This window comes from Streptomyces sp. NK08204, from assembly GCF_020400585.1.
GTDB lineage: Bacteria > Actinomycetota > Actinomycetes > Streptomycetales > Streptomycetaceae > Streptomyces.
In genome coordinates, this window is record NZ_JAINVF010000021.1 from 1 (window position 1) to 20,577 (window position 20,577).

General features: G+C 73.3%; 17 protein-coding genes. 12 read left to right on the plus strand and 5 right to left on the minus strand.

What is annotated here, in order from left to right:
• The first annotated feature begins 358 nt into the window (after positions 1 to 358).
• Positions 359 to 1,141, plus strand: a complete 783-nt coding sequence (locus tag K7G59_RS25830; RefSeq protein ID WP_225838443.1) for a tetratricopeptide repeat protein — start codon at positions 359 to 361, stop codon at positions 1,139 to 1,141.
• A gap of 109 nt (positions 1,142 to 1,250) precedes the next feature.
• Here the strand turns inward: K7G59_RS25830 and K7G59_RS25835 are convergent, their stop codons facing one another.
• Positions 1,251 to 2,534: a DUF1015 family protein gene (locus tag K7G59_RS25835; protein WP_225838193.1), complete on the minus strand. Its 1,284-nt coding sequence runs from the start codon at positions 2,532 to 2,534 to the stop codon at positions 1,251 to 1,253.
• A gap of 74 nt (positions 2,535 to 2,608) precedes the next feature.
• Between K7G59_RS25835 and K7G59_RS25840 the strand changes: the two genes are divergently transcribed.
• The 4 genes from K7G59_RS25840 (at position 2,609) to K7G59_RS25855 (ending at position 6,702) form a co-directional block, all read left to right on the plus strand.
• On the plus strand, positions 2,609 to 3,637 hold the full coding sequence (locus K7G59_RS25840; RefSeq protein ID WP_225838195.1) for an HAD hydrolase-like protein: 1,029 nt from the start codon (positions 2,609 to 2,611) through the stop codon (positions 3,635 to 3,637).
• A gap of 136 nt (positions 3,638 to 3,773) precedes the next feature.
• Positions 3,774 to 4,814: an iron ABC transporter permease gene (locus tag K7G59_RS25845; protein WP_225838196.1), complete on the plus strand. Its 1,041-nt coding sequence runs from the start codon at positions 3,774 to 3,776 to the stop codon at positions 4,812 to 4,814.
• Entirely contained in the window at positions 4,811 to 5,857 is a 1,047-nt protein-coding gene (locus tag K7G59_RS25850; RefSeq protein WP_225838199.1) for an iron chelate uptake ABC transporter family permease subunit, read from the plus strand. Before K7G59_RS25845 ends, K7G59_RS25850 begins: the two co-directional genes overlap by 4 nt.
• Positions 5,854 to 6,702 (plus strand): ABC transporter ATP-binding protein, encoded by an 849-nt coding sequence (locus K7G59_RS25855; protein ID WP_225838201.1) that lies wholly within the window; start codon positions 5,854 to 5,856, stop codon positions 6,700 to 6,702. The genes K7G59_RS25850 and K7G59_RS25855 overlap by 4 nt, the downstream gene beginning before the upstream one ends.
• Here K7G59_RS25855 and K7G59_RS25860 read toward each other — a convergent pair.
• The gene (locus tag K7G59_RS25860) at positions 6,686 to 7,033 is read right to left on the minus strand and encodes a sterol-binding protein (protein WP_225838203.1); all 348 of its coding nucleotides are present in this window, start codon (positions 7,031 to 7,033) and stop codon (positions 6,686 to 6,688) included. The genes K7G59_RS25855 and K7G59_RS25860 overlap by 17 nt on opposite strands.
• A 42-nt stretch (positions 7,034 to 7,075) precedes the next feature.
• On the opposite strand from K7G59_RS25860, the gene K7G59_RS25865 reads away from it, so the two are divergent.
• The 6 genes from K7G59_RS25865 (at position 7,076) to K7G59_RS25890 (ending at position 13,234) form a co-directional block, all read left to right on the plus strand.
• A complete protein-coding gene (locus K7G59_RS25865) occupies positions 7,076 to 7,426 on the plus strand; it encodes a hypothetical protein (protein WP_225838205.1) in 351 nt (116 codons plus the stop codon).
• Between the two features lie 7 nt (positions 7,427 to 7,433).
• On the plus strand, positions 7,434 to 8,249 hold the full coding sequence (locus K7G59_RS25870) for a TlyA family RNA methyltransferase (RefSeq protein WP_225838207.1): 816 nt from the start codon (positions 7,434 to 7,436) through the stop codon (positions 8,247 to 8,249).
• Positions 8,246 to 9,163, plus strand: coding sequence for an NAD kinase (locus tag K7G59_RS25875; RefSeq protein ID WP_225838209.1), 918 nt, complete (start codon positions 8,246 to 8,248; stop codon positions 9,161 to 9,163). The genes K7G59_RS25870 and K7G59_RS25875 overlap by 4 nt, the downstream gene beginning before the upstream one ends.
• Before the next feature lie 39 nt (positions 9,164 to 9,202).
• Entirely contained in the window at positions 9,203 to 10,945 is a 1,743-nt protein-coding gene (recN, locus tag K7G59_RS25880) for a DNA repair protein RecN (protein ID WP_225838212.1), read from the plus strand.
• Positions 10,946 to 11,058: 113 nt separating this feature from the next.
• The gene (locus tag K7G59_RS25885) at positions 11,059 to 11,817 is read left to right on the plus strand and encodes a hypothetical protein (RefSeq protein WP_225838214.1); all 759 of its coding nucleotides are present in this window, start codon (positions 11,059 to 11,061) and stop codon (positions 11,815 to 11,817) included.
• Between the two features lie 283 nt (positions 11,818 to 12,100).
• Positions 12,101 to 13,234, plus strand: coding sequence for a glycosyltransferase family 4 protein (locus K7G59_RS25890; protein WP_225838216.1), 1,134 nt, complete (start codon positions 12,101 to 12,103; stop codon positions 13,232 to 13,234).
• A gap of 3 nt (positions 13,235 to 13,237) precedes the next feature.
• On the opposite strand, the gene K7G59_RS25895 is transcribed toward K7G59_RS25890, so the two are convergent.
• The 3 genes from K7G59_RS25895 to K7G59_RS25905 all read right to left on the minus strand — a co-directional run bounded on the left by K7G59_RS25895 (position 13,238) and on the right by K7G59_RS25905 (position 18,252).
• Positions 13,238 to 14,884 carry a PucR family transcriptional regulator gene (locus K7G59_RS25895; RefSeq protein WP_225838218.1) on the minus strand — a complete coding sequence of 549 codons (1,647 nt, stop codon included), beginning with the start codon at positions 14,882 to 14,884 and terminating at the stop codon, positions 13,238 to 13,240.
• Positions 14,885 to 14,974: 90 nt separating this feature from the next.
• Positions 14,975 to 16,357 carry an FAD-binding oxidoreductase gene (locus K7G59_RS25900; RefSeq protein WP_225838221.1) on the minus strand — a complete coding sequence of 461 codons (1,383 nt, stop codon included), beginning with the start codon at positions 16,355 to 16,357 and terminating at the stop codon, positions 14,975 to 14,977.
• 92 nt (positions 16,358 to 16,449) lie between these two features.
• Positions 16,450 to 18,252 carry a glycoside hydrolase family 15 protein gene (locus K7G59_RS25905; RefSeq protein WP_225838445.1) on the minus strand — a complete coding sequence of 601 codons (1,803 nt, stop codon included), beginning with the start codon at positions 18,250 to 18,252 and terminating at the stop codon, positions 16,450 to 16,452.
• Positions 18,253 to 18,842: 590 nt separating this feature from the next.
• Between K7G59_RS25905 and K7G59_RS25910 the strand changes: the two genes are divergently transcribed.
• Positions 18,843 to 20,492, plus strand: a complete 1,650-nt coding sequence (locus K7G59_RS25910; protein WP_225838448.1) for a CTP synthase — start codon at positions 18,843 to 18,845, stop codon at positions 20,490 to 20,492.
• Positions 20,493 to 20,577: the final 85 nt, after the last annotated feature.

Genomic DNA, 20,577 nt, shown 5'->3' on the forward strand with positions numbered 1-20,577 from the left:
CCGGGACGACCGTGGTGACCGTGGTGACCGTCCCGCTTTCCGCCGGGACGACCGTGGCGACCGCGGCGACCGCCCCGCGTTCCGCCGGGACGACCGCCGGGACGACCGTCGCGACGACCGCCGGGACGACCGCCGAGGCGAGGACCGTGGCGGCTTCCGGCGGGAGGACAGCCGTGGTGAGCGCGGCGGTTTCCGGGGCCGTGACGACCGGGGCGGCCGTGGGCCCCGTCGGGACGACCGTGGTGGACGGCCCGGGGGCTTCCGCGGCCGTGACGGACGCGACGACCGTCGGGACGACCGCCGTGGCGGTAGCCGCTTCCGTGACGAGCGCGACCGGGACCGGGAGCCGATCAAGCGGCTGCCCATCCCGGAGGACGTCACCGGTGAGGAGATCGACAAGGACGTCCGTCAGGAACTGCAGAGCCTGCCGAAGACGCTCGCTGAGGACGTCGCCAAGAACCTGGTGATGGTCGCGCGGCTCATCGACGAGGACCCCGAGGCCGCCTACGGCTACTCCAGGGTCGCCCTGCGCCTGGCGTCCCGCGTGGCCGCCGTGCGCGAGGCCGCTGGTTTCGCCGCCTACGCCACCCAGAAGTTCGGTGAGGCACTCGCCGAGTTCCGGGCCGCGCGGCGGATGACCGGCTCCGTCGACCTGTGGCCGGTGATGGCCGACTGCGAGCGCGGGCTCGGCCGGCCGGAGAAGGCGCTGGACATGGCCGGCGCCCCGGAGGTGCACAAGCTGGACAAGGCAGGCCAGGTCGAGATGCGGCTCGTCGCGGCCGGTGCCCGGCGTGACATGGGGCAGCTGGACGCGGCGATCGTGACGCTGCAGAGCCCCGAGCTGGCCTCCAGCTCCGTGCAGCCCTGGACCGCGCGCCTGCGCTACGCCTACGCCGACGCCCTTCTCGCCATCGGCCGTGACGCGGAGGCCCGCGAGTGGTTCGCCAAGGCCGTCGAGGCCGACCGGGACGGCAGCACGGACGCCTCCGACCGGCTCGCCGAGCTGGACGGTGTCGAGTTCGTCGACGCCCTCGACGAGAGCGAGAGCGAGGACAGCACAGGCTCCACGGATGCCCCCGCACCCGCCCAGGACGCTGAGGACCCCCAGGGCCCCCAGGCCGGCCAGGACGACCGGGACTGACGTGAGCCGGTGAGATCACGGCAGTGACGAAATGAAGAAGGGCGGGACCGACGAGGTCCCGCCCTTTCGTATGAGACGCGGATGCGACCGGTGCCGCCCGCGGAAGGGGTCAGACCTCCAGCGCCCGCAGCACCAGCCCCGACGCCGGCTTCGGGCCGAACGACGTCGACTTGCGGGGCATCGTCACGCCCTGCCGGGCCAGGTCACGCACGACCTCCTCACGGACCGGGTGCAGCAGCACGGCCGTACCGCCGTCCCGCTCCGCCTTCGCGACCGTGGCCGCCGCGTCGTGGATGTAGGCGATGTGGGCGGGGGAGTCCTCGGGGATGCGCCACACGTGGTCGAGCAGCGTGGCGTGCAGGACGGTCGCGTCCAGGGAACGCCAGGCGGTCGGGCGGTCCGTGGGGACCGTACGGGCCAGCAGGTCCGGGTCGGGGCGGTCTATCAGGTGGAAGGCGCCGTCGCCGGCCAGCAGAAAGGCGTTGCCCGCGCAGGCCGCGTCCGCGAGCGCTTCCAGGGCCTCGGGCAGGGGCACGTTCAGGTGCCGGACCCGGAACAGGCCCGCCACGGCCCTCAGCGCCTCCGCGACCGGCAGGCCGTGCAGCAGGCGGTGGATGGCGCGGACGCGCAGCGGATAGCGGGCGGTGTCGACCAGCAGGACCAGGCCGTAGTCCCAGGGGCTCGGGGAGGGTTGCTCGGCGCGGAGCATCCGGTACGTGGCCCAGCGGTGGTGGCCGTCGGCGATGAGGGCCTGGTGGTGGGCCAGGTCGGACTGGATGCCGGCCACGTCGCCGGGGTCGGTGACCGACCACAGCCGGTGGTGGAAGCCGTCCTCGGTGACGGTGTCCAGCAGCGGCGGACCCAGCACCGTGCGCTCGACGACCTCGGCCGCCGTGCCGTTGCCGCGGTAGCTGAGCAGCAACGGCTCCAGATTCGCGCGAGTGGCCCGCATCAGGGCCGCGCGGTCTGCGACCAGGGGCGGCATGACGTCCTCGTGCGGGAGCACCACGCCTTCCCCGGGCTCCGAGACACGCAGCGCGCCGATGACGCCGCGCTGGAGCATGCCGTTGCCGTCCCGCTGTTCGTACACGTACAGGCCGGGGTCCGGGTCGGCCGTCAGAACGCCCTCGTCGATCCAGCGGCGCAGCGTGTCCGCCGCCTGTTCGTTACGGGCGGCGGGGGTGCCGGCCTCGGGGAGGATGAGCCGGACGATGTTGTACGGGTCCGCCGACTGAAGGTGGTGGACGCCGTCGGGGCGCACGACGACGTCGTACGGCGGGGACGTGACGGAGGCGAGGCTGCCGACCCGGTCAGGGTCGTAACGAAGGCCTCGGAACGGGGTGAGTTCCAGGCCCCGGGGCGCCGTTGCTTCCGAGTGACCTGCAGTGTTCATCCCGGCATCGTACGTGTGTCAGTGCCATGCGGGATGATCGATGGGGAAAGCGACAGAACGAGGAGCGATGCGGAATGAGCCAGGGCGTCAGGACCAGGCCCGGGAACAGTGGGCAGCCCCTGAGCGAGGCGTACGACACGGCGCTGCTCGATCTTGACGGGGTGGTGTACGCGGGCGGGAGCGCGATCGTGCACGCGGTCGACTCACTGACCCGCGCCCGTGCGGTCGGGATGCATCTGGCCTACGTCACCAACAACGCGCTGCGGACCCCGGACGCCGTCGCCGAGCACCTGACCGAGCTGGGGATACCGGCGGGCGCCGGTGACGTCGTCACCTCGGCGCAGGCCGTCGCGCGGCTGATCAGCGAGCAGGTGCCGGCCGGGGCGAGGGTGCTGGTGATCGGCGGCGAGGGGCTGCGGGTCGCGCTGCGGGAGCGGGGTCTGGTGCCCGTGGAGTCGGCGGACGACGACCCGGCGGCGGTCGTGCAGGGCTACGGCGGCCCCGAGCTGACCTGGGGGCGGTTCGCGGAGGCGTCGTACGCCGTGGCGCGCGGGGTGCCCTGGTTCGCGTCCAACGCCGATCTGACGATCCCGAGCGGACGGGGCATCGCACCCGGCAACGGCGCGGCCGTGGAGGTCGTACGGATCGCCACCGGCGCCGAACCGCAGGTGGCGGGCAAGCCGCTGCCGCCCATGCACCGGGAGACCATCCTGCGTACGGGCGCGAAGCGGCCCTTGGTCGTCGGGGACCGGCTGGACACGGACATCGAGGGAGCGTTCAACGGCTCGGTGGACTCGCTGCTGGTGCTGACCGGCGTCACCGACGGCGCCCAGCTGCTCGCCGCGCCCCCGCAGCACCGGCCGACCTATGTGGACGCCGACCTGCGCGGCCTGCTCACCGGGCAGCCGGAAGTCACCGAGGAGGGGGACGGGTTCCGCTGCGGCGGCTGGACGGCGCGCAGCGGAACCGAGCGGCTGGAGCTGGACGGCACGGGGAAGGCGGCCGACGGGCTGCGGGCGCTGTGTGCGGCGGCCTGGACGGTGGCCGGTAAGGGTTCCTGCGAGCTGGACGGGGGGAAGGCTCTGGCCAGGCTCGGCCTCTGAGGCGCGAAACCGGCGCGAAACCGGCGCGGAGCTGCACGGATCTGCACGGAGCTGTGGGGAACTGTGTGGAGCTGCCTGGGAGCTGCGCAGGCACCGGGGGACCGATCGTAAGTAAGGGTAGGCTAACCTAAGCTTCATGATCGGCCGTCCTTCGGAACCACGCGCGCAGACCGCCCCCGCGCCACCTGCCCGCCGGGCGGTACGGGCCCTTGGGCTCCTGCTCTCCGCCGCGATCCTCGTGCTCGTGGCCCTGGCGAGCATCGCGATCGGGGCGAAACCGCTGTCGGCGGACCAGATCTGGCACGGCCTGTTCCACGGCACGGGGACCTACGGCGACGTCGTCGTGGACGAACGGCTCTCACGCACCGCCCTCGGTCTGCCGGCCGGTGCCGCGCTCGGCCTGTCCGGGGCGGTGCTCCAGGCGCTCACCCGCAATCCACTGGCCGACCCCGGCCTGCTCGGCATCAACGCGGGCGCCTCCGCCGCCGTCGTCACCGCCATCACCTACCTCGGCGTCACCAGCCTGAGCGGCTATGTGTGGTTCGCCTTCGTCGGGGCGGCGGCGGCCGGCGCGCTGGTGTGGTTCCTCGGCGGCGGCCGGGGCACCACCCCGGTGCGGCTCGCGCTCGCCGGCGCGGCCATCAGCGCCGCGCTCTACGGCTACCTCCAGGCCGTGATGATCACAGACGGCGCGGCGCTCGGCAGGATGCGCTTCTGGACGGTGGGTTCGCTGGCCTCCGCCAGCGACGCGACCGTCCGGCAGGTCCTGCCGTTCCTCGCGGTCGGCACGGTCCTCGCGCTGGCCCTGGCCCGCCCGCTGAACGCCGTGGCGACGGGCGACGACACCGCCCGGGCCCTCGGCGTGAACCTCGACCGCACCCGCGCCCTGGCCATGCTGGCCGCGACCGTGCTGTGCGGCGCCGCGACCGCCGCCTGCGGACCGATCGTCTTCGTCGGCCTGCTGGTCCCGCACGCCGTGCGCTCCTTCACCGGCCCCGACCTGCGCTGGACCCTGCCGTACGCCGCCCTCCTGTCGCCCGTGCTGCTGCTCGGCGCCGACATCATCGGCCGCGTCGTCGCCCGGCCCGCGGAACTCCAGGCCGGCATCGTCACCGCGATCGTCGGCGGCCCGGTCTACATCCTGCTCGTACGCCGACGCAGGACGGTCCGGCTGTGAAGACACCCTCCCGGAGCCGTGCCGTACGCGCCCCTGGCGGGCTCTCCCTGCGCCTGGACGTGCGCGCGCTCCTCGTCGTCCTCCTGCTGCTGGCCGCCGCGGGCGCCGTGGCCATCGCGCTCATCGGCACCGGCGACGCGCGGATCCCGGCCGCCGACGTCATCCGGACACTGGCCGGACAGGGCACCGCCTACCAGGACTTCATCGTCAACGAGTTGCGACTGCCGCGCGTCCTGGCCGGCCTGCTGGTCGGTGCCTCGCTCGGGCTCGGCGGCGCCCTGTTCCAGTCCGTCACCCGCAACCCGCTGGGCAGCCCGGACGTCCTCGGCCTGTCCCAGGGCTCGACGGCGGGAGCACTGGTCGTGATCGTGCTGATGTCCGGCAGCGCCACCCAGGTCACCGTCGGCGCCCTGACCGGTGGCCTGGCGACCGGACTCGCCCTCTACCTGCTCGCCCGGAAGCAGGGCGTGCACGGGTACCGGCTGGTCCTGGTCGGCATCGGCGTCAACGCGATCGGCACCGCGGTCAACGGCTGTCTGCTCACCAGAGCCGACCTGGTCGACGCGGCCCGCGCGACGGTGTGGACCACCGGCTCCCTGGGTGGCCGTGGCTGGGACGAGGTCCGGCCGCTGGCCGTCCTGTGCGCCGTGCTCGTCCCGCTGGTCCTCGCCCACGCGCGCGGGCTCAGGATGAGCGAGATGGGCGATGACGTCGCGGGCGCCCTCGGGGTCCGGGTGCAGCGGGTACGGCTGGTGCTGGTGGTCTCCGCCGTGCTGCTCACCGCCGCCGCCACGGCTGCCGCCGGACCCGTCGGCTTCGTCGCGCTCACCGCGCCGCAGCTCGCCCGCCGACTGACCCGCTCGCCGGGGCCGAACCTGGTGCCCTCCCTCTGCACGGGCGCCACCCTGCTGGTCGCCGCCGACTGGTACGCGCAGCGCGCCTTCGGCGCCGACCAGCTGCCCGTGGGTGTGGTCACCGGCGTCATGGGCGGCGGCTACCTGCTGTGGCTGCTGGTCACCGAGCGCCGCGCGGGCCGGATATGAGCGGCACACACCCGAACACCCCGAGGAGCACGGTGAACCGTCTGTCCGCCCAGAACATCACTCTCGCCTACGACCAGCGCGTCATTGCCGAGCGGCTGTCGGTGGAGATCCCCGACAACTCCTTCACGGTGATCGTCGGCCCGAACGCGTGCGGCAAGTCGACGCTGCTGCGGGCCCTGTCGCGGATGCTCAGGCCGAGCCGGGGCCGGGTACTGCTGGACGGGCAGGTCATCCAGTCGATGCCCGCGAAGAAGGCCGCCCGGACGCTCGGCCTGCTGCCGCAGTCGTCGATCGCGCCGGACGGGATCACCGTCGCCGAGCTGGTCGGCCGGGGCCGCTACCCGCACCAGGGACTGCTGCGGCAGTGGTCGGCCGAGGACGAGCGGGTCGTCCAGGAGTCGATGCGGCAGACCGGCGTGGCCGACCTGGCCGGCCGGTACGTGGACGAGCTGTCCGGGGGGCAGCGCCAGCGCGTCTGGATCGCCATGGCCCTCGCCCAGCAGACCCCGCTGCTGCTGCTGGACGAGCCGACCACCTACCTGGACATCCAGCACCAGATCGACGTCCTCGACCTGTGCGCCGAACTGCACGAGACACAGGGCCGCACCCTGGTCGCCGTCCTGCACGACCTCAACCACGCGGCCCGCTACGCCACCCACCTCGTCGCCCTGCGCGGCGGGGAGGTGGTAGCCGAGGGCGCCCCGAACGACATCGTGACCGCTGAGCTGGTCGAGGAGGTATTCGGGCTGCGCTGTCAGGTGATCGACGACCCCGAGACCGGAACCCCGCTGGTGGTGCCCGCGGCCCGCCGGGCCCGCTCCGCGCGGGTCACAGCAGCTTCCTGAGCCGGAACAGGTCCAGCAGGCTCGCCTCCAGCCGCACCCGGCCCCTGCCCCAGGCGGTCGCGAAGCTCAGCTCCCCGTCCACCAGGGCCAGCAGGTCGTCCCCGGCCATGGCGAGCCTGATCTGCGCCTTCTCGCGCGGCGGCCCGGGCCGGGTGTCGTCCACCTCGATCCGGCCGCCCGTCATCCGGCCGGCGAAGGTCACGTCCAGATCGGTGATGTGGCAGCTCACCGAGCGGTCCAGGACCGCCGCCGCGCGAACCTCGCCCTCGGCACCCTGCATGGTGTCCGAAAGCTTGCCCAGCGCGGCACGGCATTCCTCGATGGTGGCCATCGCGCACGACCGTACCCCAGGGGTTCGAGGTAGCGTCTGGGCATGAGCGAGTCCGTGTCCGAGGCCGAGGGCGTCCCGGCGGCCGAGACTGACATCGGCCCGGCGGCCGAGCCCGAGACCGTCCCGGCGGCGGAGCCCGAGACCGTCCCGGCGGCGGAGCCCGGGTACGATCCCGCCGCCCCGGCGCCCCTGGACGTCCCCCGCACCCCCACCGGCAACGCCGAGGTGGACGCCCAGCTCGACCGGCTGGGCGATGCAGACCACCTCGCCACCGACGGACACCTCGAGGTGTACGAGGATGTACATCGGGGGCTGCGCGACGCGCTCACCGCGCTCGACGCCCGCCCGGGACCTCCGGTGCCCCCGACCCCGTACTACCCGAGCAGGAGCTGAACCGAACGTGGCAGGAGTCGCACGCCGCCGTCTGGACGCCGAGCTGGTCCGCCGGAAGCTCGCGCGTTCGCGCGAGCACGCCAGCCAGCTGATCGTCGCGGGGCGGGTCACCGTCGGCAGGACCGTGGCGACCAAGCCGGCCACGCAGGTCGAGACCGCCGCGGCCATCGTGGTCCAGGCCGACGACAGCGACCCCGACTACGTCTCCCGCGGCGGGCACAAGCTCGCCGGCGCACTCGAGGTCTTCGTGCCGCAGGGACTCGTCGTCCAGGGTCGGCGCGCACTCGACGCCGGCGCGTCCACGGGCGGCTTCACCGACGTGCTGCTGCGCGCCGGCGCCGCGCACGTCGTCGCCGTCGACGTCGGGTACGGACAGCTCGCCTGGTCGCTGCAGAACGATGAGCGTGTCACCGTCAAGGACCGTACGAACGTAAGGGAGTTGACGCTGGAGGCGATCGACGGGGAACCTGTGGATCTTGTGGTCGGAGATCTGTCCTTCATCCCGCTCGGGCTGGTGCTGCCCGCCCTGAAGCGGTGCGTGAAGCCGGACGCCGACCTCGTGATGATGGTCAAGCCGCAGTTCGAGGTGGGGAAGGAACGACTCGGCAGCGGGGGTGTCGTACGGAGTCCGCAGCTGCGGGCGGAGGCCGTGCGGGCAGTGGCCGAGAAGGCCTGGGAGCTGGGGCTCGGGGTGCGTGGCGTCACCGCGAGTCCGCTGCCGGGGCCCTCGGGCAATGTCGAGTACTTTCTGTGGCTGCGGTCCGACGCCCCCGAACCGGACCCGGCCGACGTTGACCGTGCAGTGGCGGAGGGGCCGCGTTGACACAGAACCAGGCGCGTACTGTTTTCCTGCTCGCCCACACCGGCCGGCCCGCGGCCATACGCAGTGCGGAACTCGTGGTCAAGGGTCTGCTGCGGTGCGGGATCGGGGTGCGGGTCCTGGCGGAGGAGGCGCGCGACCTGCCGCTGCCGGACGAGGTGCAACTCGTCGAGGCGGCGACACCGCAGTGCCTGGACGGCTGCGAGCTGCTGATCGTGCTCGGCGGCGACGGCACGCTGCTGCGCGGCGCCGAGTTCGCCCGGGCCTCCGGGGTGCCGATGCTCGGCGTCAACCTCGGGCGCGTCGGGTTCCTCGCGGAGGCCGAGCGGGACGACCTCGACCGGGTCGTCGAACGGGTGGTGGCGCGGTCGTACGAGGTCGAGGAGCGGATGACCGTCGACGTCGTCGTGCACCGCAACGGTGACATCGTGCACACCGACTGGGCGCTCAACGAGGCGGCCGTGCAGAAGGCCGGTGCCGAGAAGCTGCTGGAAGTCGTCCTGGAGATCGACGGGCGCCCGGTGACGGGCTTCGGATGCGACGGGGTCGTCCTGTCGACGCCCACCGGGTCCACCGCCTACGCGTTCTCCGCCGGTGGCCCGGTGGTGTGGCCCGAGGTCGAGGCGCTGCTGATGGTGCCGATCAGCGCGCACGCGCTGTTCGCGAAGCCGCTGGTCACCTCGCCGGACTCGGTGCTCGCGGTGGAGGTTCTGCCGCACATTCCGCCAGGCGTGCTGTGGTGCGACGGGCGGCGGACGGTCGAGCTGCCGCCCGGGGCGCGGGTGGAGGTGCGGCGGGGGGCCGTTCCGGTACGGCTGGCCCGGCTGCACCACGCGTCGTTCACGGACCGGCTGGTGGCGAAGTTCGCGTTGCCGGTCACGGGATGGCGGGGGGCGCCGCACCACTCGGGGGAGTGATGCGGGCGGGCCATGTGCACTCCCCGGCCCGGACCTCGTATGGTCTGTTCCGTGTTGGAGGAGATGCGGATACGGTCGCTCGGGGTCATCGACGACGCAGTCGTCGAGCTGTCGCCCGGGTTCACCGCCGTCACCGGTGAGACGGGTGCGGGCAAGACCATGGTGGTCACCAGCCTGGGGCTGCTGCTCGGCGGGCGGGCCGACCCGGCACTCGTGCGGATCGGGGCCGACAAGGCGGTCGTGGAGGGACGGGTCACCGTACCCGCGGACGCCTCCGCCGTCGTACGCGCCGAGGAGGCGGGGGCCGAGCTGGACGACGGGGCTCTGCTGATCAGCCGCACCGTCTCCGCCGAGGGCCGGTCGCGGGCACACCTGGGCGGGCGCAGCGTGCCCGTCGGGCTGCTCGCGGAGCTGGCCGACGACCTGGTGGCCGTGCACGGGCAGACCGACCAGCAGGGGCTGCTGAAGCTGTCCCGGCAGCGGCAGGCCCTGGACCGGTACGCGGGCGACGCGGTCGCCGTGCCGCTGGCCGAGTACGCCGAGGCCTACCGGCGGCTGCGGGCCGTCTGTGCCGATCTGGAGGAGATCACCACCCGCGCGCGTGAACGGGCCCAGGAAGCCGACATGCTGCGCTACGGGCTGGACGAGATCGCCGCCGTGGAACCGCGCGCCGGGGAGGACGTGGAGCTGGCCGAGGAGGCGGAGCGGCTCGGACACGCCGAAGCCCTGTCCTCGGCCGCGACCGCCGCGCACTCCGCGCTCGCGGGCAATCCCGAGGACCCCCAGGGCATCGACGCCGCCACCCTCGTCGCGGGCGCGCACCGGGCACTGGAGGCCGTGCGCGCGCACGACCCGGAGCTGGCCGCGCTCGCCGACCGGATCGGCGAGATCGGGATCCTGCTGGGTGACGTGGCCGGTGAGCTGGCCGGGTACGCCGACGACCTCGACGCCGACCCGCGGCGGCTGGCCGCCGTGGAGGAGCGGCGGGCCGCGCTGACCGCGCTCACCCGCAAGTACGGCGAGGACATCGCCGCCGTCCTCGCCTGGGCCGAGCAGAGCGCCGCCCGGCTGACCGAACTCGACGGCGACGACGAACGGATCGGCGAGCTGACCGCCGAGCGGGACGCGCTCCGCGTCGAACTGGGCGGACTCGCCCAGGCGTTGACGGACGCGCGGACCGAGGCCGCCGAACGGTTCGCGGCGGCCGTGACCGCCGAGCTGGCGTCGCTGGCGATGCCCCACGCACGCGTGTCCTTCGACATCCGGCAGACCGAGGACCCGGAAGGGGTCGAGGTCGGCGGGCGCACGGTCGCCTACGGACCGTCCGGTGCGGACGAGGTCGAGCTGCTGCTCGCCCCGCACCCGGGCGCGCCGCCACGGCCCATCGCCAAGGGCGCCTCCGGCGGTGAGCTGTCCCGTGTGATGCTGGCCGTGGAGGTCGTGTTCGCGGGGACGGACCCGGTGCCGACGTACCTGTTCGACGAGGTCGACGCCGGTGTCGGCGGCAAGGCCGCGGTCGAGATCGGACGGCGCCTGGCGAAGCTCGCCAGGACCGCGCAGGTCGTCGTGGTCACCCACCTGCCCCAGGTCGCCGCCTTCGCCGACCGGCAACTGCTGGTCGAGAAGACCAACGACGGCTCGGTGACCCGCTCCGGTGTCAAGGTCCTGGAGGGCGAGGAGCGCGTCCGAGAGCTGTCCCGGATGCTCGCCGGCCAGGAGGACTCGGAGACGGCCCGCGCGCATGCGGAGGAACTGCTGGCCGCGGCGCGGGCAGAGGTGTGAGGGCGGACGGACCTCCGACAGCGGCGCCGGGCGGACGGATACCGGGCAGGCGGATGTCGGGCGGACGGATGTCGGGCGGACGGATACCGGGCAGGCGGACACCGGGCGGGTGGATGAGCGTCAGGAGTGGGGCCCTGGTGGTCGCCGCCGCCGTCACCCACCTCGGCCAGGCCGCCCTGCGCGCCACCGCGCCGGGTGGGCGGGCACGGTGGGAGCGGAGGAACCACGCCGGGCGGACCGTCGGGCTGTACGCGGGGCCGGCGGCGGCCGTCGCAGCCGCGGCGGGTGCCTCACGGGTGCATCCCGCCGCCGGGGCCGCCGTGCTCGCCGCGGGGGCCTGCGGGGCGTACGACGATGTGGTCGCACACGTCCGGGCGGACACCCGGCGCGGATTCCGGGCGCACCTCGGGGCGCTGCGGCAGGGTGAAGTCACCAGCGGCGCCGTGAAGTTGTTCGGGATCTCGGGCGCCGGGCTGGTCGCGGGCGCGCTGCTGAAGGAACGGCCGCTCGACAAGCTCCTCGCCGGGATCGTGATCGCGGGCGCCGCGCACTTCGTGAACCTCGTGGACGTGCGCCCGGGACGGGCCGCCGGCACGGTGCTCGCGCTGGCCGCGCCGGGGCTGCTGCGGACCGGGCCCGCCGCCGAGCTGTCCGCGGTGGCGGTGGGTGCCGCGGCTGCCGTCCTGCCCGGCGACGTGGGGGAGCGCACGATGCTCGGCGACACGGGGGCGCACGCCCTCGGCGCGACTCTGGGGGCCGCCGTCGTCGTGGGCAACCGGCGTGCGGGACTGCTCGCGCACGCCGTCGCGGTGGTGGCCGCCGCCGTGTACGGGGACCGGGTGAGCGCCTGGGCGCGAGCTGTGAGCGGCTGACCTCGTCGTACGGCGGCGCCGGCCCGGTGTACGACATCACGGGCCGTTCGACCGTGCCGGAATTTCCTCACCCATGTGGGTGAGGCGCCCCGGCGCACTGCCCCGGCCCGCCGCGCTGTGTGCCTCCCCGGAATTGCCGGAAGAGCCTTACGGCCTGGCATGCTTGGCGGGGAACGCGCATCGCGCGGCCGGCGCGCACGGTCGTCCTTCCGCGGCCCTTCGCCCGCCGTGTTCTGTACGTTTCCTCGTGACCGTCCACGCCGAACCAGGAGCCCCCGGCCACGTGAGCCCCGTGAGCAGCAACGCACCGCACGGCCAGCCGCTGCGCACCGTGCAGGTACTGGGCGGAGGCAACGCCGGCAGCAGCGCGCACGTGCGCTCCCTGGCCGAGGGGCTCGTCGCGAGGGGCGTGCGGGTGACGGTGTGCGCCCCCGTCGAGGCCGATCACGCCTATGACTTCACCGGGACCGGCGCCGAGCACGTGCACGTGCCGCGCAGCAGCGATCCCACATCCGTGGCCGCCCTGCGGACCGCATGCGCCGACGCGGACCTGGTGCACGCGCACGGCCTGCATGCCTCCTTGCGCGCCGTGCTCGCGCTCAGCGGTCGCACCATCCCGCTGGTGGTCACGTGGCACAACAGGACCCGGGCCGAAGGCGCGCGGGCGCATCTGCTGAGGCTGCTGGAGCGGCGCGTGGCGCGCGGGGCGACCGTGGTGTTCGGCACCACCTACGACCTGGTGGACCGGGCCCGCCGCAGAGGAGCGCGGGACGCCCGGCTCGCCGCCGTTGCTCTGCCGGGCCGGTGCCGGCCCGTCGACCGGCACGACCCCGACCGCCTGGGCGCCAAACTGCGGGCCGAACTCGGCGCCACCGGGCGCCCGTTGCTCATCGCGGTCGGCTCCCTCGACCGGTACCGCGGCTACGACGTCCTGCTGGACGCGGCGCGCGCGTGGCGGGAGCTGGACCCGCCGCCGCTGGTCGTCGTCGCGGGGGAGGGGCCGCTACGGCCGGTGCTGCAGCGGCGGATCGAGGACGAGGAGCTGCCGGTGCGGCTCGTCGGGCGGCGAGACGACGCGCCGCGACTGCTGGCCGCCGCCGATCTGGCGCTGCTGCCCAGCAGTTGGGAGGCACGCTCGGTCCTCGCCCAGGAAGCGCTGCACGCGCGCGTGCCGCTCGTCGCCACCGCCGTGGGCGGCATCCCCGACCTCGTCGGCGACGCCGCCGAACTCGTCCCGTACGGCGACGCGGAAGCCCTCGCCGCCGCCGTCGTACGGCTGCTCGGGGACCCCGGGCGGCGTGAACTGCTGCGCGAACGTGGCGTACGACAGGCGCAGAGCTGGCCGACGGAGGACGAGATGGTCGCCCAAGTGCTCAGCGTCTACGATGAGTTGACCCAGCCGAGGCCGCTGGCGTGAACCCTACGGCACGTGCCGGCGGGCCCGCAGGGCCAGGCTCAACGCCAGGACCGTCTGCGGGTCGTCCAGGTCGGTGCCCAGCAACTCCCCGATGCGGGCGAGGCGGTTGTAGAGCGTCTGTCGATTGAGGTGCAGCTCGCGGGCCGTCTCCGCCTTGCGTCCGGCGTGCGCCAGATAGGTCTCGAGAGTGGGCAGCAGCGGCGGCCTGGAACGGTTGTCGTGGTCGCGCAGCGGGCCGATCGCGCGATCCACGAACGCCGCCAGGTCCGGGTGGTCGCGCAGCCGCCACAGCAGCAGGTCGATGTCCAGGCGGCGGGCGTCGTACCAGGGGCGGTCGGTCAGGCCCTGGGCGGCGGTCGCGGTCTCGGCCGCGTGCCGCAGCCCGGCCGAGGCGGCGGCCCAGCCACCGGCCACACCGACGACCACCACCGGCGGCGGCGAGCCCGGCCGCAGCATCCCGGCCCGCTCCACACCCGCACGCAGCGCCGCCGCCACCCGGTCCGCGACCGCCGACCGCTCCGACTCCGAACGCAGCCCCAGCAGCACCGGCACCCGGCCCTCGACCGGCCGCACGCCCAGCAGCGCCGGCACGCCCACCGCGGCCAGCTCCTCGGCGACCGCACGCGCCAGCACCGCCCAGCCACCGCCGGTCGAGAGGGAGTCCCCGACCCGCATGACGACCGGCAGCAGCGGACTGTTGCCGGGCTTGAAGCCCAGCACCCGGGCCTGCGCGGGCGCGTCCTCCGCGGTGATGCGTCCCTCGGCGAGGTCGGTGAGGAAGTCGCCCCGGCCGCGCGCCGCCAGCTCCTCCTCCTGGCGGGCCTGCATCAGCACCACGGCAAGGATGCCCGCTGCCCGCTCGGCCGCGATCCGGTGCACGGGGGCCGGTGACGAGCGCACCGGCAGCACCACCAGGCGGGCCCGTACCGACCCCGCCGTCCCCGGGCCTCCGCCGGGCACGTCCACGAGCACCGAACCGGCGGGCGGCACCTCCTGCTTGTGCGGGCCGCGCAACCCCTCCCACACCTGCAGCGGGTCCGCGCCCTCCGGTCCGGACCCGGCGGCGTACAGCAGCCGGCCGTCGGCTGTCTCCAGGAACACCGGGTTGCCGCTGAAGTCGGCCAGGATGCCCAGCACCTGCGGCACCCCGCCCCCGCCCAGCAGGGCCTCGGTGCAGCGCCTGTGCACCTCCTCCGCGCGCTGGAGCAGCGCGTAGTGGCCGTTGACGATCTCGGTGTGGATCTCCTCGGTGACCGTCACGAACGGCACCTCGCGGTGCAGCTGGACCAGCGGCAGCCCGGCGGCGCGGGCGGTGTCCACCAGCGCGGCGGGCAGCCGGGCGAAGCGCGGGCCCAGCTCCACCACCAGGGCCGCGATGCCGCGCTCGGCGAGGGTGCGGACGAACGCCCGCTGCTCGGCCGGCCGGGTACCGAGGCCGTAACCGGTGGTGAGCAGCAGCTCGCCGCCCTTGAGCAGCGAGGCGATGTTCGGCACCTCGCCCGCGTGCACCCAGCGCACCGTGCGCCCCAGCCGGTCGGCGCCCGCCAGGATCTCCGGGAGCCCGCTGCGCAGTCCGGGCAGCTCCAGAGCCTGCTGAACGGTGATTCCGGCGCCCTGGGTGGCGAGTCTGTTGTCCGTGCCGCTGTCCATGCAGCGGACGCTACCTGCGTGAACGCCCGGAGGACATCTCCGGGCAGCACCTGCTTGATGCCGTGGGCTACACCGGTCTGATGCCGTGGGCTACACCGGCCTGATGTTGTGGTTGAAGCGGAACACGTTGTCGGGGTCCCACCGCCGCTTCACCTTCTCCAGGCGCAGCGTGTTGCCCACGCCCAGCCCCGCCCGCACCCGCTCCGGGCCCTCCTCGCCGATGAGGTTGAGACAGACGGTGCCGGTGCTCCACGGCCGGACGTCGGCGCGGGCCCGGTCCACCCAGGCGGCGGCCCGCTCGTCGTCGGCCGGGTCGGCCCACTCGGCGTAGGGGTGCACGGCCCACGGCGCGGTGCGGTACGCCACCGGGCGGTCGGCGGGCCCGGCGGCGACCGCCCCGCCCTGCGGAAGGAGCATGTGCCGGCTGTGGGCGGGCACCGGCATGCTGACCGCGCGCTCGCAGAACAGGTCCACCACCGGGTCGGGCAGCCCGGTCAGGTACTCGGCCGAGCAGTGGCCGCGCAGGCCGGGCGGACCGTCCAGCAGGCACTGCGCCCGCGGGTACGGCAGGGCACCCAGCAGCTGCGCCTCGTGCGGCAGCGCGAGCGCCGGCTCGGCGAGCTTGCGCAGCTCCTGCGCACCGCCCGCGTACGTCAGCAGCAGGCCGCACAGCAGCGTGCCCACCAGGTGCTCCGGCACGAACGCCGCGGGCGGGCCGCTCAGGTACAGCACCGCGCCGCCCAGCTCGTCCGGCCCGGCTGCGATCATCTCGCGGAAGGTGCGCACCACCTCGGGACCGAACCGCGGGAGGTGGAGCAGCAGCGCGACCGAGAACTCGGGGAGTTCGTGCAGCTCCAGGGTGAACGCGGTGACGATGCCGAAGTTGCCGCCGCCGCCGTGCAGGGCCCAGAACAGCTCGGGGTTCTCGTCGGCGCTCGCCCGCACCCGCCGCCCGTCGGCGGTCACCAGCTCCACGCCGATCAGGTTGTCGGCGGCCGGCCCGAAGGTGCGGTCCAGCCATCCCGTGCCGCCGCCGAGGACGAAACCACCGACGCCGACCGTGGAGACCCGGGCGCCGGTGGTCGCCAGGCCGTACGGCGTGGTGGCCCGGTCCAGGTCGCTCACGGTGGCCCCGCCCTGCACCCGCGCCGCCTCGGCCGCCGGGTCGACGGTCACCGCCCGCATCCGGCGCAGGTCCACCACGAGCGCGCCGTCGCCCAGCGCTGTGCCTGCCACGCCGTGCCCGCCGCCGCGCACCGCGATGTGCAGGTCCAGATCCCGCCCGAAGCGCACCGCACGCACCACGTCGGCCGCGTCCGCGCAGCGGGCGATCACGGCCGGGCGCCGGTCGATCACCGCGTTGAAGACAGCACGGGCCCCGTCGTAGCCGACGTCCCCGGGGGCGAACACCTCGCCGGCCAGATCCTCACGCAGGGCGGCGAGGGCCGTGTGAGCCTTCGAGGGGCAGGCCATGACCGCCCCCTTTCCGGGAAAGGGGCCTGTGTGCGGTTTTCAGCCTAGGCGGGGGCGCGAGTGTCGGCCTCTCGCGGTCCCCGGCGCAGGACTCAGCCGCCGTACGCCCCCGACGCCGTCAGCCGCAGGGCGGTGTCGATCAGCGGAACGTGGCTGAAGGCCTGCGGGAAGTTGCCGACCTGGCGCTTCAGGCGCGGGTCCCATTCCTCCGCGAGCAGGCCGAGGTCGTTGCGCAGCGCGAGCAGCTTCTCGAACAGCTTGCGGGCCTCGTCCACCCGGCCGATCATCGCCAGATCGTCCGCCATCCAGAACGAGCAGGCCAGGAAGGCACCCTCGTCGCCGGGCAGACCGTCGACGCCCGCGTGTTCGCCCTCGGTCGGGTAGCGCAGGATGAACCCGTCCGCGGTGGACAGCTCGCGCTGGATCGCCTCGATCGTGCCGATCACCCGCTTGTCGTCCGGCGGCAGGAAGCCCATCTGCGGAATCAGCAGCAGGGAGGCGTCCAGCTCCTGCGAGCCGTAGGACTGCGTGAAGGTGTTGCGCTCCTTGTCGTAGCCCTTCTCGCACACGTCCCGGTGGATCTCGTCGCGCAGTTCCTTCCAGCGCTCCAGCGGGCCGTCCGCGTCACCCCGCTCGATCAGTTTGATCGTGCGGTCCACCGCCACCCAGGCCATCACCTTCGAGTGCACGAAGTGCCGGCGCGGGCCGCGCACCTCCCAGATGCCCTCGTCCGGCTCCTGCCAGTGGTCCTCCAGGTAGCGGATCAGCTTCAGCTGGAGCAGCGAGGCGTAGTCGTTGCGGGCCAGCCCGGTCATGTGTGCCAGGTGCAGGGCCTCGGTGACCTCGCCGTACACGTCCAGCTGCAGCTGGTGGGCGGCGCCGTTGCCGACCCGGACCGGGGCGGAGTTCTCGTACCCCGGCAGCCAGTCCAGCTCGGCCTCGCCCAGCTCACGCTCGCCCGCGATGCCGTACATGATCTGCAGGTTCTCCGGGTCACCCGCGACCGCGCGCAGCAGCCACTCGCGCCAGGCGCGGGCCTCCTCGCGGTAGCCGGTGCGCAGCAGCGAGGACAGGGTGATCGCCGCGTCCCGCAGCCAGGTGTAGCGGTAGTCCCAGTTGCGCACGCCGCCGATGTCCTCCGGCAGGGAGGTGGTCGGGGCGGCGACGATGCCGCCGGTCGGGGCGTACGTCAGCGCCTTCAGCGTGATCAGCGAGCGGATCACCGCCTCGCGGTACGGCCCGTGGTACGTGCAGTGCTCGACCCACTCGCGCCAGAACTCCTCCGTCGCCTCCAGCGACTGCTCCGGCTCCGGCAGCGGCGGCGGCTCCTTGTGCGAGGGCTGCCAGGAGATGGTGAACGCGATCCGGTCACCCGGGGCGACCGTGAAGTCGGCGTACGTCGTCAGCGACTTGCCGTAGGTGTCGGCCTCGGTGTCGAACCACACGGAGTCGGGCCCGGCGACCGCCACCGTACGGCCCTCGTGCTTGTGCACCCACGGCACCACCCGGCCGTAGGAGAACCGCATCCGCAGAACCGACCGCATGGGGACCCGGCCGGTGACACCCTCCACGATCCGGATCAGCTGCGGGGCGCCGTCGCGCGGGGGCATGAAATCGGTCACGCGGACGGTGCCGCGCGGGGTGTCCCACTCCGACTCCAGGATCAGCGAGTCGCCGCGGTAGCCGCGCCGGGCCGCCGTGGGCGGCGGCGAGTCGGCCGCGTGCGCCGGGCCGAGCCGCCAGAAGCCGTGCTCCTCGGTGCCCAGCAGGCCGGCGAAGATGGCATGCGAGTCGAAGCGGGGCAGGCACAACCAGTCCACCGTGCCGTCCCGGCAGACCAGTGCGGCGGTCTGCATGTCTCCGATGAGTGCGTAGTCTTCGATGCGCCCGGCCACGTGCAACTCCAGTCGAACGGCCACGTCACCCCCGCACAGGGGGCTGTCGCTAGTGCGGTCAAGGGGTCGTTTTTATGCGTCTTTGAGCGGTGAAGCAAAGCAGTCCGCCGAGCCCTGGGGCAATACGACAGTCCTTGCTCAACGAACTGCCGCGCTCTCGTTGTTTCCGGTTGCCTGCAGGCGGGGGTGTGCCGTCGTGTGCCGGCCGGGCTCGGCAGTGAGTGTCCGAGCAGGATACGACGCACGTAGATGATGTGCGTGCCGCCGAGGGCAACGTATGTGGGCCGAACGAGTGAGCGTCGAGTGATTTCCGTGTAACCGGTGCGTGCCTGTGTCGACGCCGGGCCGCGGCCGTGCCGTGTCTGTGCCGTTCCTGTGCCGTTCCTGTGCCGGCCCGGGCGCGGAGAGTGGCCGGAAGCCATCGCCGCGCAGCGCTGATACCCTGGTAGCCCGTGGACCGGTGGGCTCCCCTCGAAGGCAAGAAATCCGGCAGGGGTCCCCCGAACCGCAGCGACGGCACCCCCGGCAGGCGTCCGGACCGGCAGCCGTACCGCACGACAGACAGCGACCACGGGAGCCCCCTCTTGGCCATGCCGCCGAAATCTACGACGACCAAGCACATCTTCGTCACCGGGGGTGTCGCCTCCTCGCTCGGCAAGGGCCTCACCGCCTCCAGCCTAGGCATGCTGCTCAAGGCCCGGGGCCTGCGTGTCGTGATGCAGAAGCTCGACCCGTACCTGAACGTGGACCCGGGCACGATGAACCCCTTCCAGCACGGTGAGGTGTTCGTCACCAACGACGGCGCCGAGACCGACCTGGACATCGGCCACTACGAGCGCTTCCTCGACCGCGACCTGGACGGCACCGCCAACGTCACCACGGGTCAGGTCTACTCGACGGTGATCGCCAAGGAGCGGCGCGGCGAGTACCTGGGCGACACCGTGCAGGTCATCCCGCACATCACCAACGAGATCAAGCACCGCATCCGGCGTATGGCCACCGACGAGGTCGACGTCGTGATCACCGAGGTCGGCGGCACCGTCGGCGACATCGAGTCGCTGCCGTTCCTGGAGACCGTCCGCCAGGTCCGCCACGAGGTCGGCCGGGACAACGTCTTCGTGGTGCACATCTCGCTGCTGCCGTACATCGGCCCGTCCGGCGAGCTGAAGACCAAGCCGACCCAGCACTCCGTCGCCGCGCTGCGCAACATCGGTATCCAGCCGGACGCGATCGTGCTGCGCTGCGACCGCGAGGTGCCGACCGCGATCAAGCGGAAGATCTCGCTGATGTGCGACGTCGACGAGGCCGCCGTCGTCGCCTGCCCGGACGCCCGCTCGATCTACGACATCCCGAAGGTCGTGCACACCGAGGGCCTGGACGCCTACGTCGTGCGCAAGCTCGACCTGCCGTTCCGTGACGTCGACTGGACGACCTGGGACGATCTGCTCGACCGCGTCCACAACCCGGAGCACGAGATCACCCTCGCGCTGGTCGGCAAGTACATCGACCTGCCCGACGCCTACCTGTCGGTCACCGAGGCGCTGCGCGCCGGCGGCTTCGCCAACCGGGCCCGCGTGAAGATCAAGTGGGTCACCTCGGACGACTGCAAGACCCCGGCCGGTGCCAAGGCCCAGCTGTCCGACGTCGACGGCATCTGCATCCCGGGCGGCTTCGGCGACCGCGGTGTGCTCGGCAAGGTCGGCGCGATCCGCTACGCCCGCGAGAACAAGGTTCCGCTGCTCGGCCTCTGCCTGGGCCTGCAGTGCATCGTGATCGAGGCCGCGCGCAACCTGGCCGACATCCCGGACGCCAACTCCACCGAGTTCGACCCGGGCACCGCCCACCCGGTCATCTCCACCATGGCCGAGCAGATGGACATCGTCGCCGGTGAGGGCGACATGGGCGGCACCATGCGGCTCGGCATGTACCCGGCGAAGCTGGCCGAGGGCTCGATCGTGCGCGAGGTGTACGACGGCAAGGAGTACGTCGAGGAGCGTCACCGCCACCGCTACGAGGTGAACAACTCCTACCGCGCGGAGCTGGAGAAGAGGGCCGGGATCCTGTTCTCCGGCACCTCGCCGGACGGCAAGCTCGTCGAGTACGTCGAGTACCCGCGCGATGTCCACCCCTACCTGGTCGCCACGCAGGCCCACCCCGAGCTGCGCTCGCGGCCGACGCGTCCGCACCCGCTGTTCGCCGGCCTGGTGAAGGCGGCTGTCGAGCGGAAGAACGCCGAGTAACGCAGCAGTTGTACGGTGGCCGGGGTGCGTACCTTTCAGCAGGGAGCACCCCGGCTTCGTCTTCGGCCGGGTTTTTTCGAAACCG

Excerpts from the sequence above, each read along its gene's own strand:
- K7G59_RS25835 (WP_225838193.1), bottom strand. The coding sequence starts at position 2,534 with ATGAACACTGCAGGTCACTCGGAAGCAACGGCGCCCCGGGGCCTGGAA.
- K7G59_RS25840 (WP_225838195.1), top strand. The coding sequence starts at position 2,609 with ATGAGCCAGGGCGTCAGGACCAGGCCCGGGAACAGTGGGCAGCCCCTG.
- K7G59_RS25845 (WP_225838196.1), top strand. The coding sequence starts at position 3,774 with ATGATCGGCCGTCCTTCGGAACCACGCGCGCAGACCGCCCCCGCGCCA.
- K7G59_RS25855 (WP_225838201.1), top strand. The coding sequence starts at position 5,854 with ATGAGCGGCACACACCCGAACACCCCGAGGAGCACGGTGAACCGTCTG.
- K7G59_RS25860 (WP_225838203.1), bottom strand. The coding sequence starts at position 7,033 with ATGGCCACCATCGAGGAATGCCGTGCCGCGCTGGGCAAGCTTTCGGAC.
- K7G59_RS25865 (WP_225838205.1), top strand. The coding sequence starts at position 7,076 with ATGAGCGAGTCCGTGTCCGAGGCCGAGGGCGTCCCGGCGGCCGAGACT.
- recN (WP_225838212.1), top strand. The coding sequence starts at position 9,203 with ATGGTCTGTTCCGTGTTGGAGGAGATGCGGATACGGTCGCTCGGGGTC.
- K7G59_RS25885 (WP_225838214.1), top strand. The coding sequence starts at position 11,059 with ATGAGCGTCAGGAGTGGGGCCCTGGTGGTCGCCGCCGCCGTCACCCAC.
- K7G59_RS25895 (WP_225838218.1), bottom strand. The coding sequence starts at position 14,884 with ATGGACAGCGGCACGGACAACAGACTCGCCACCCAGGGCGCCGGAATC.
- K7G59_RS25900 (WP_225838221.1), bottom strand. The coding sequence starts at position 16,357 with ATGGCCTGCCCCTCGAAGGCTCACACGGCCCTCGCCGCCCTGCGTGAG.
- K7G59_RS25910 (WP_225838448.1), top strand. The coding sequence starts at position 18,843 with ATGCCGCCGAAATCTACGACGACCAAGCACATCTTCGTCACCGGGGGT.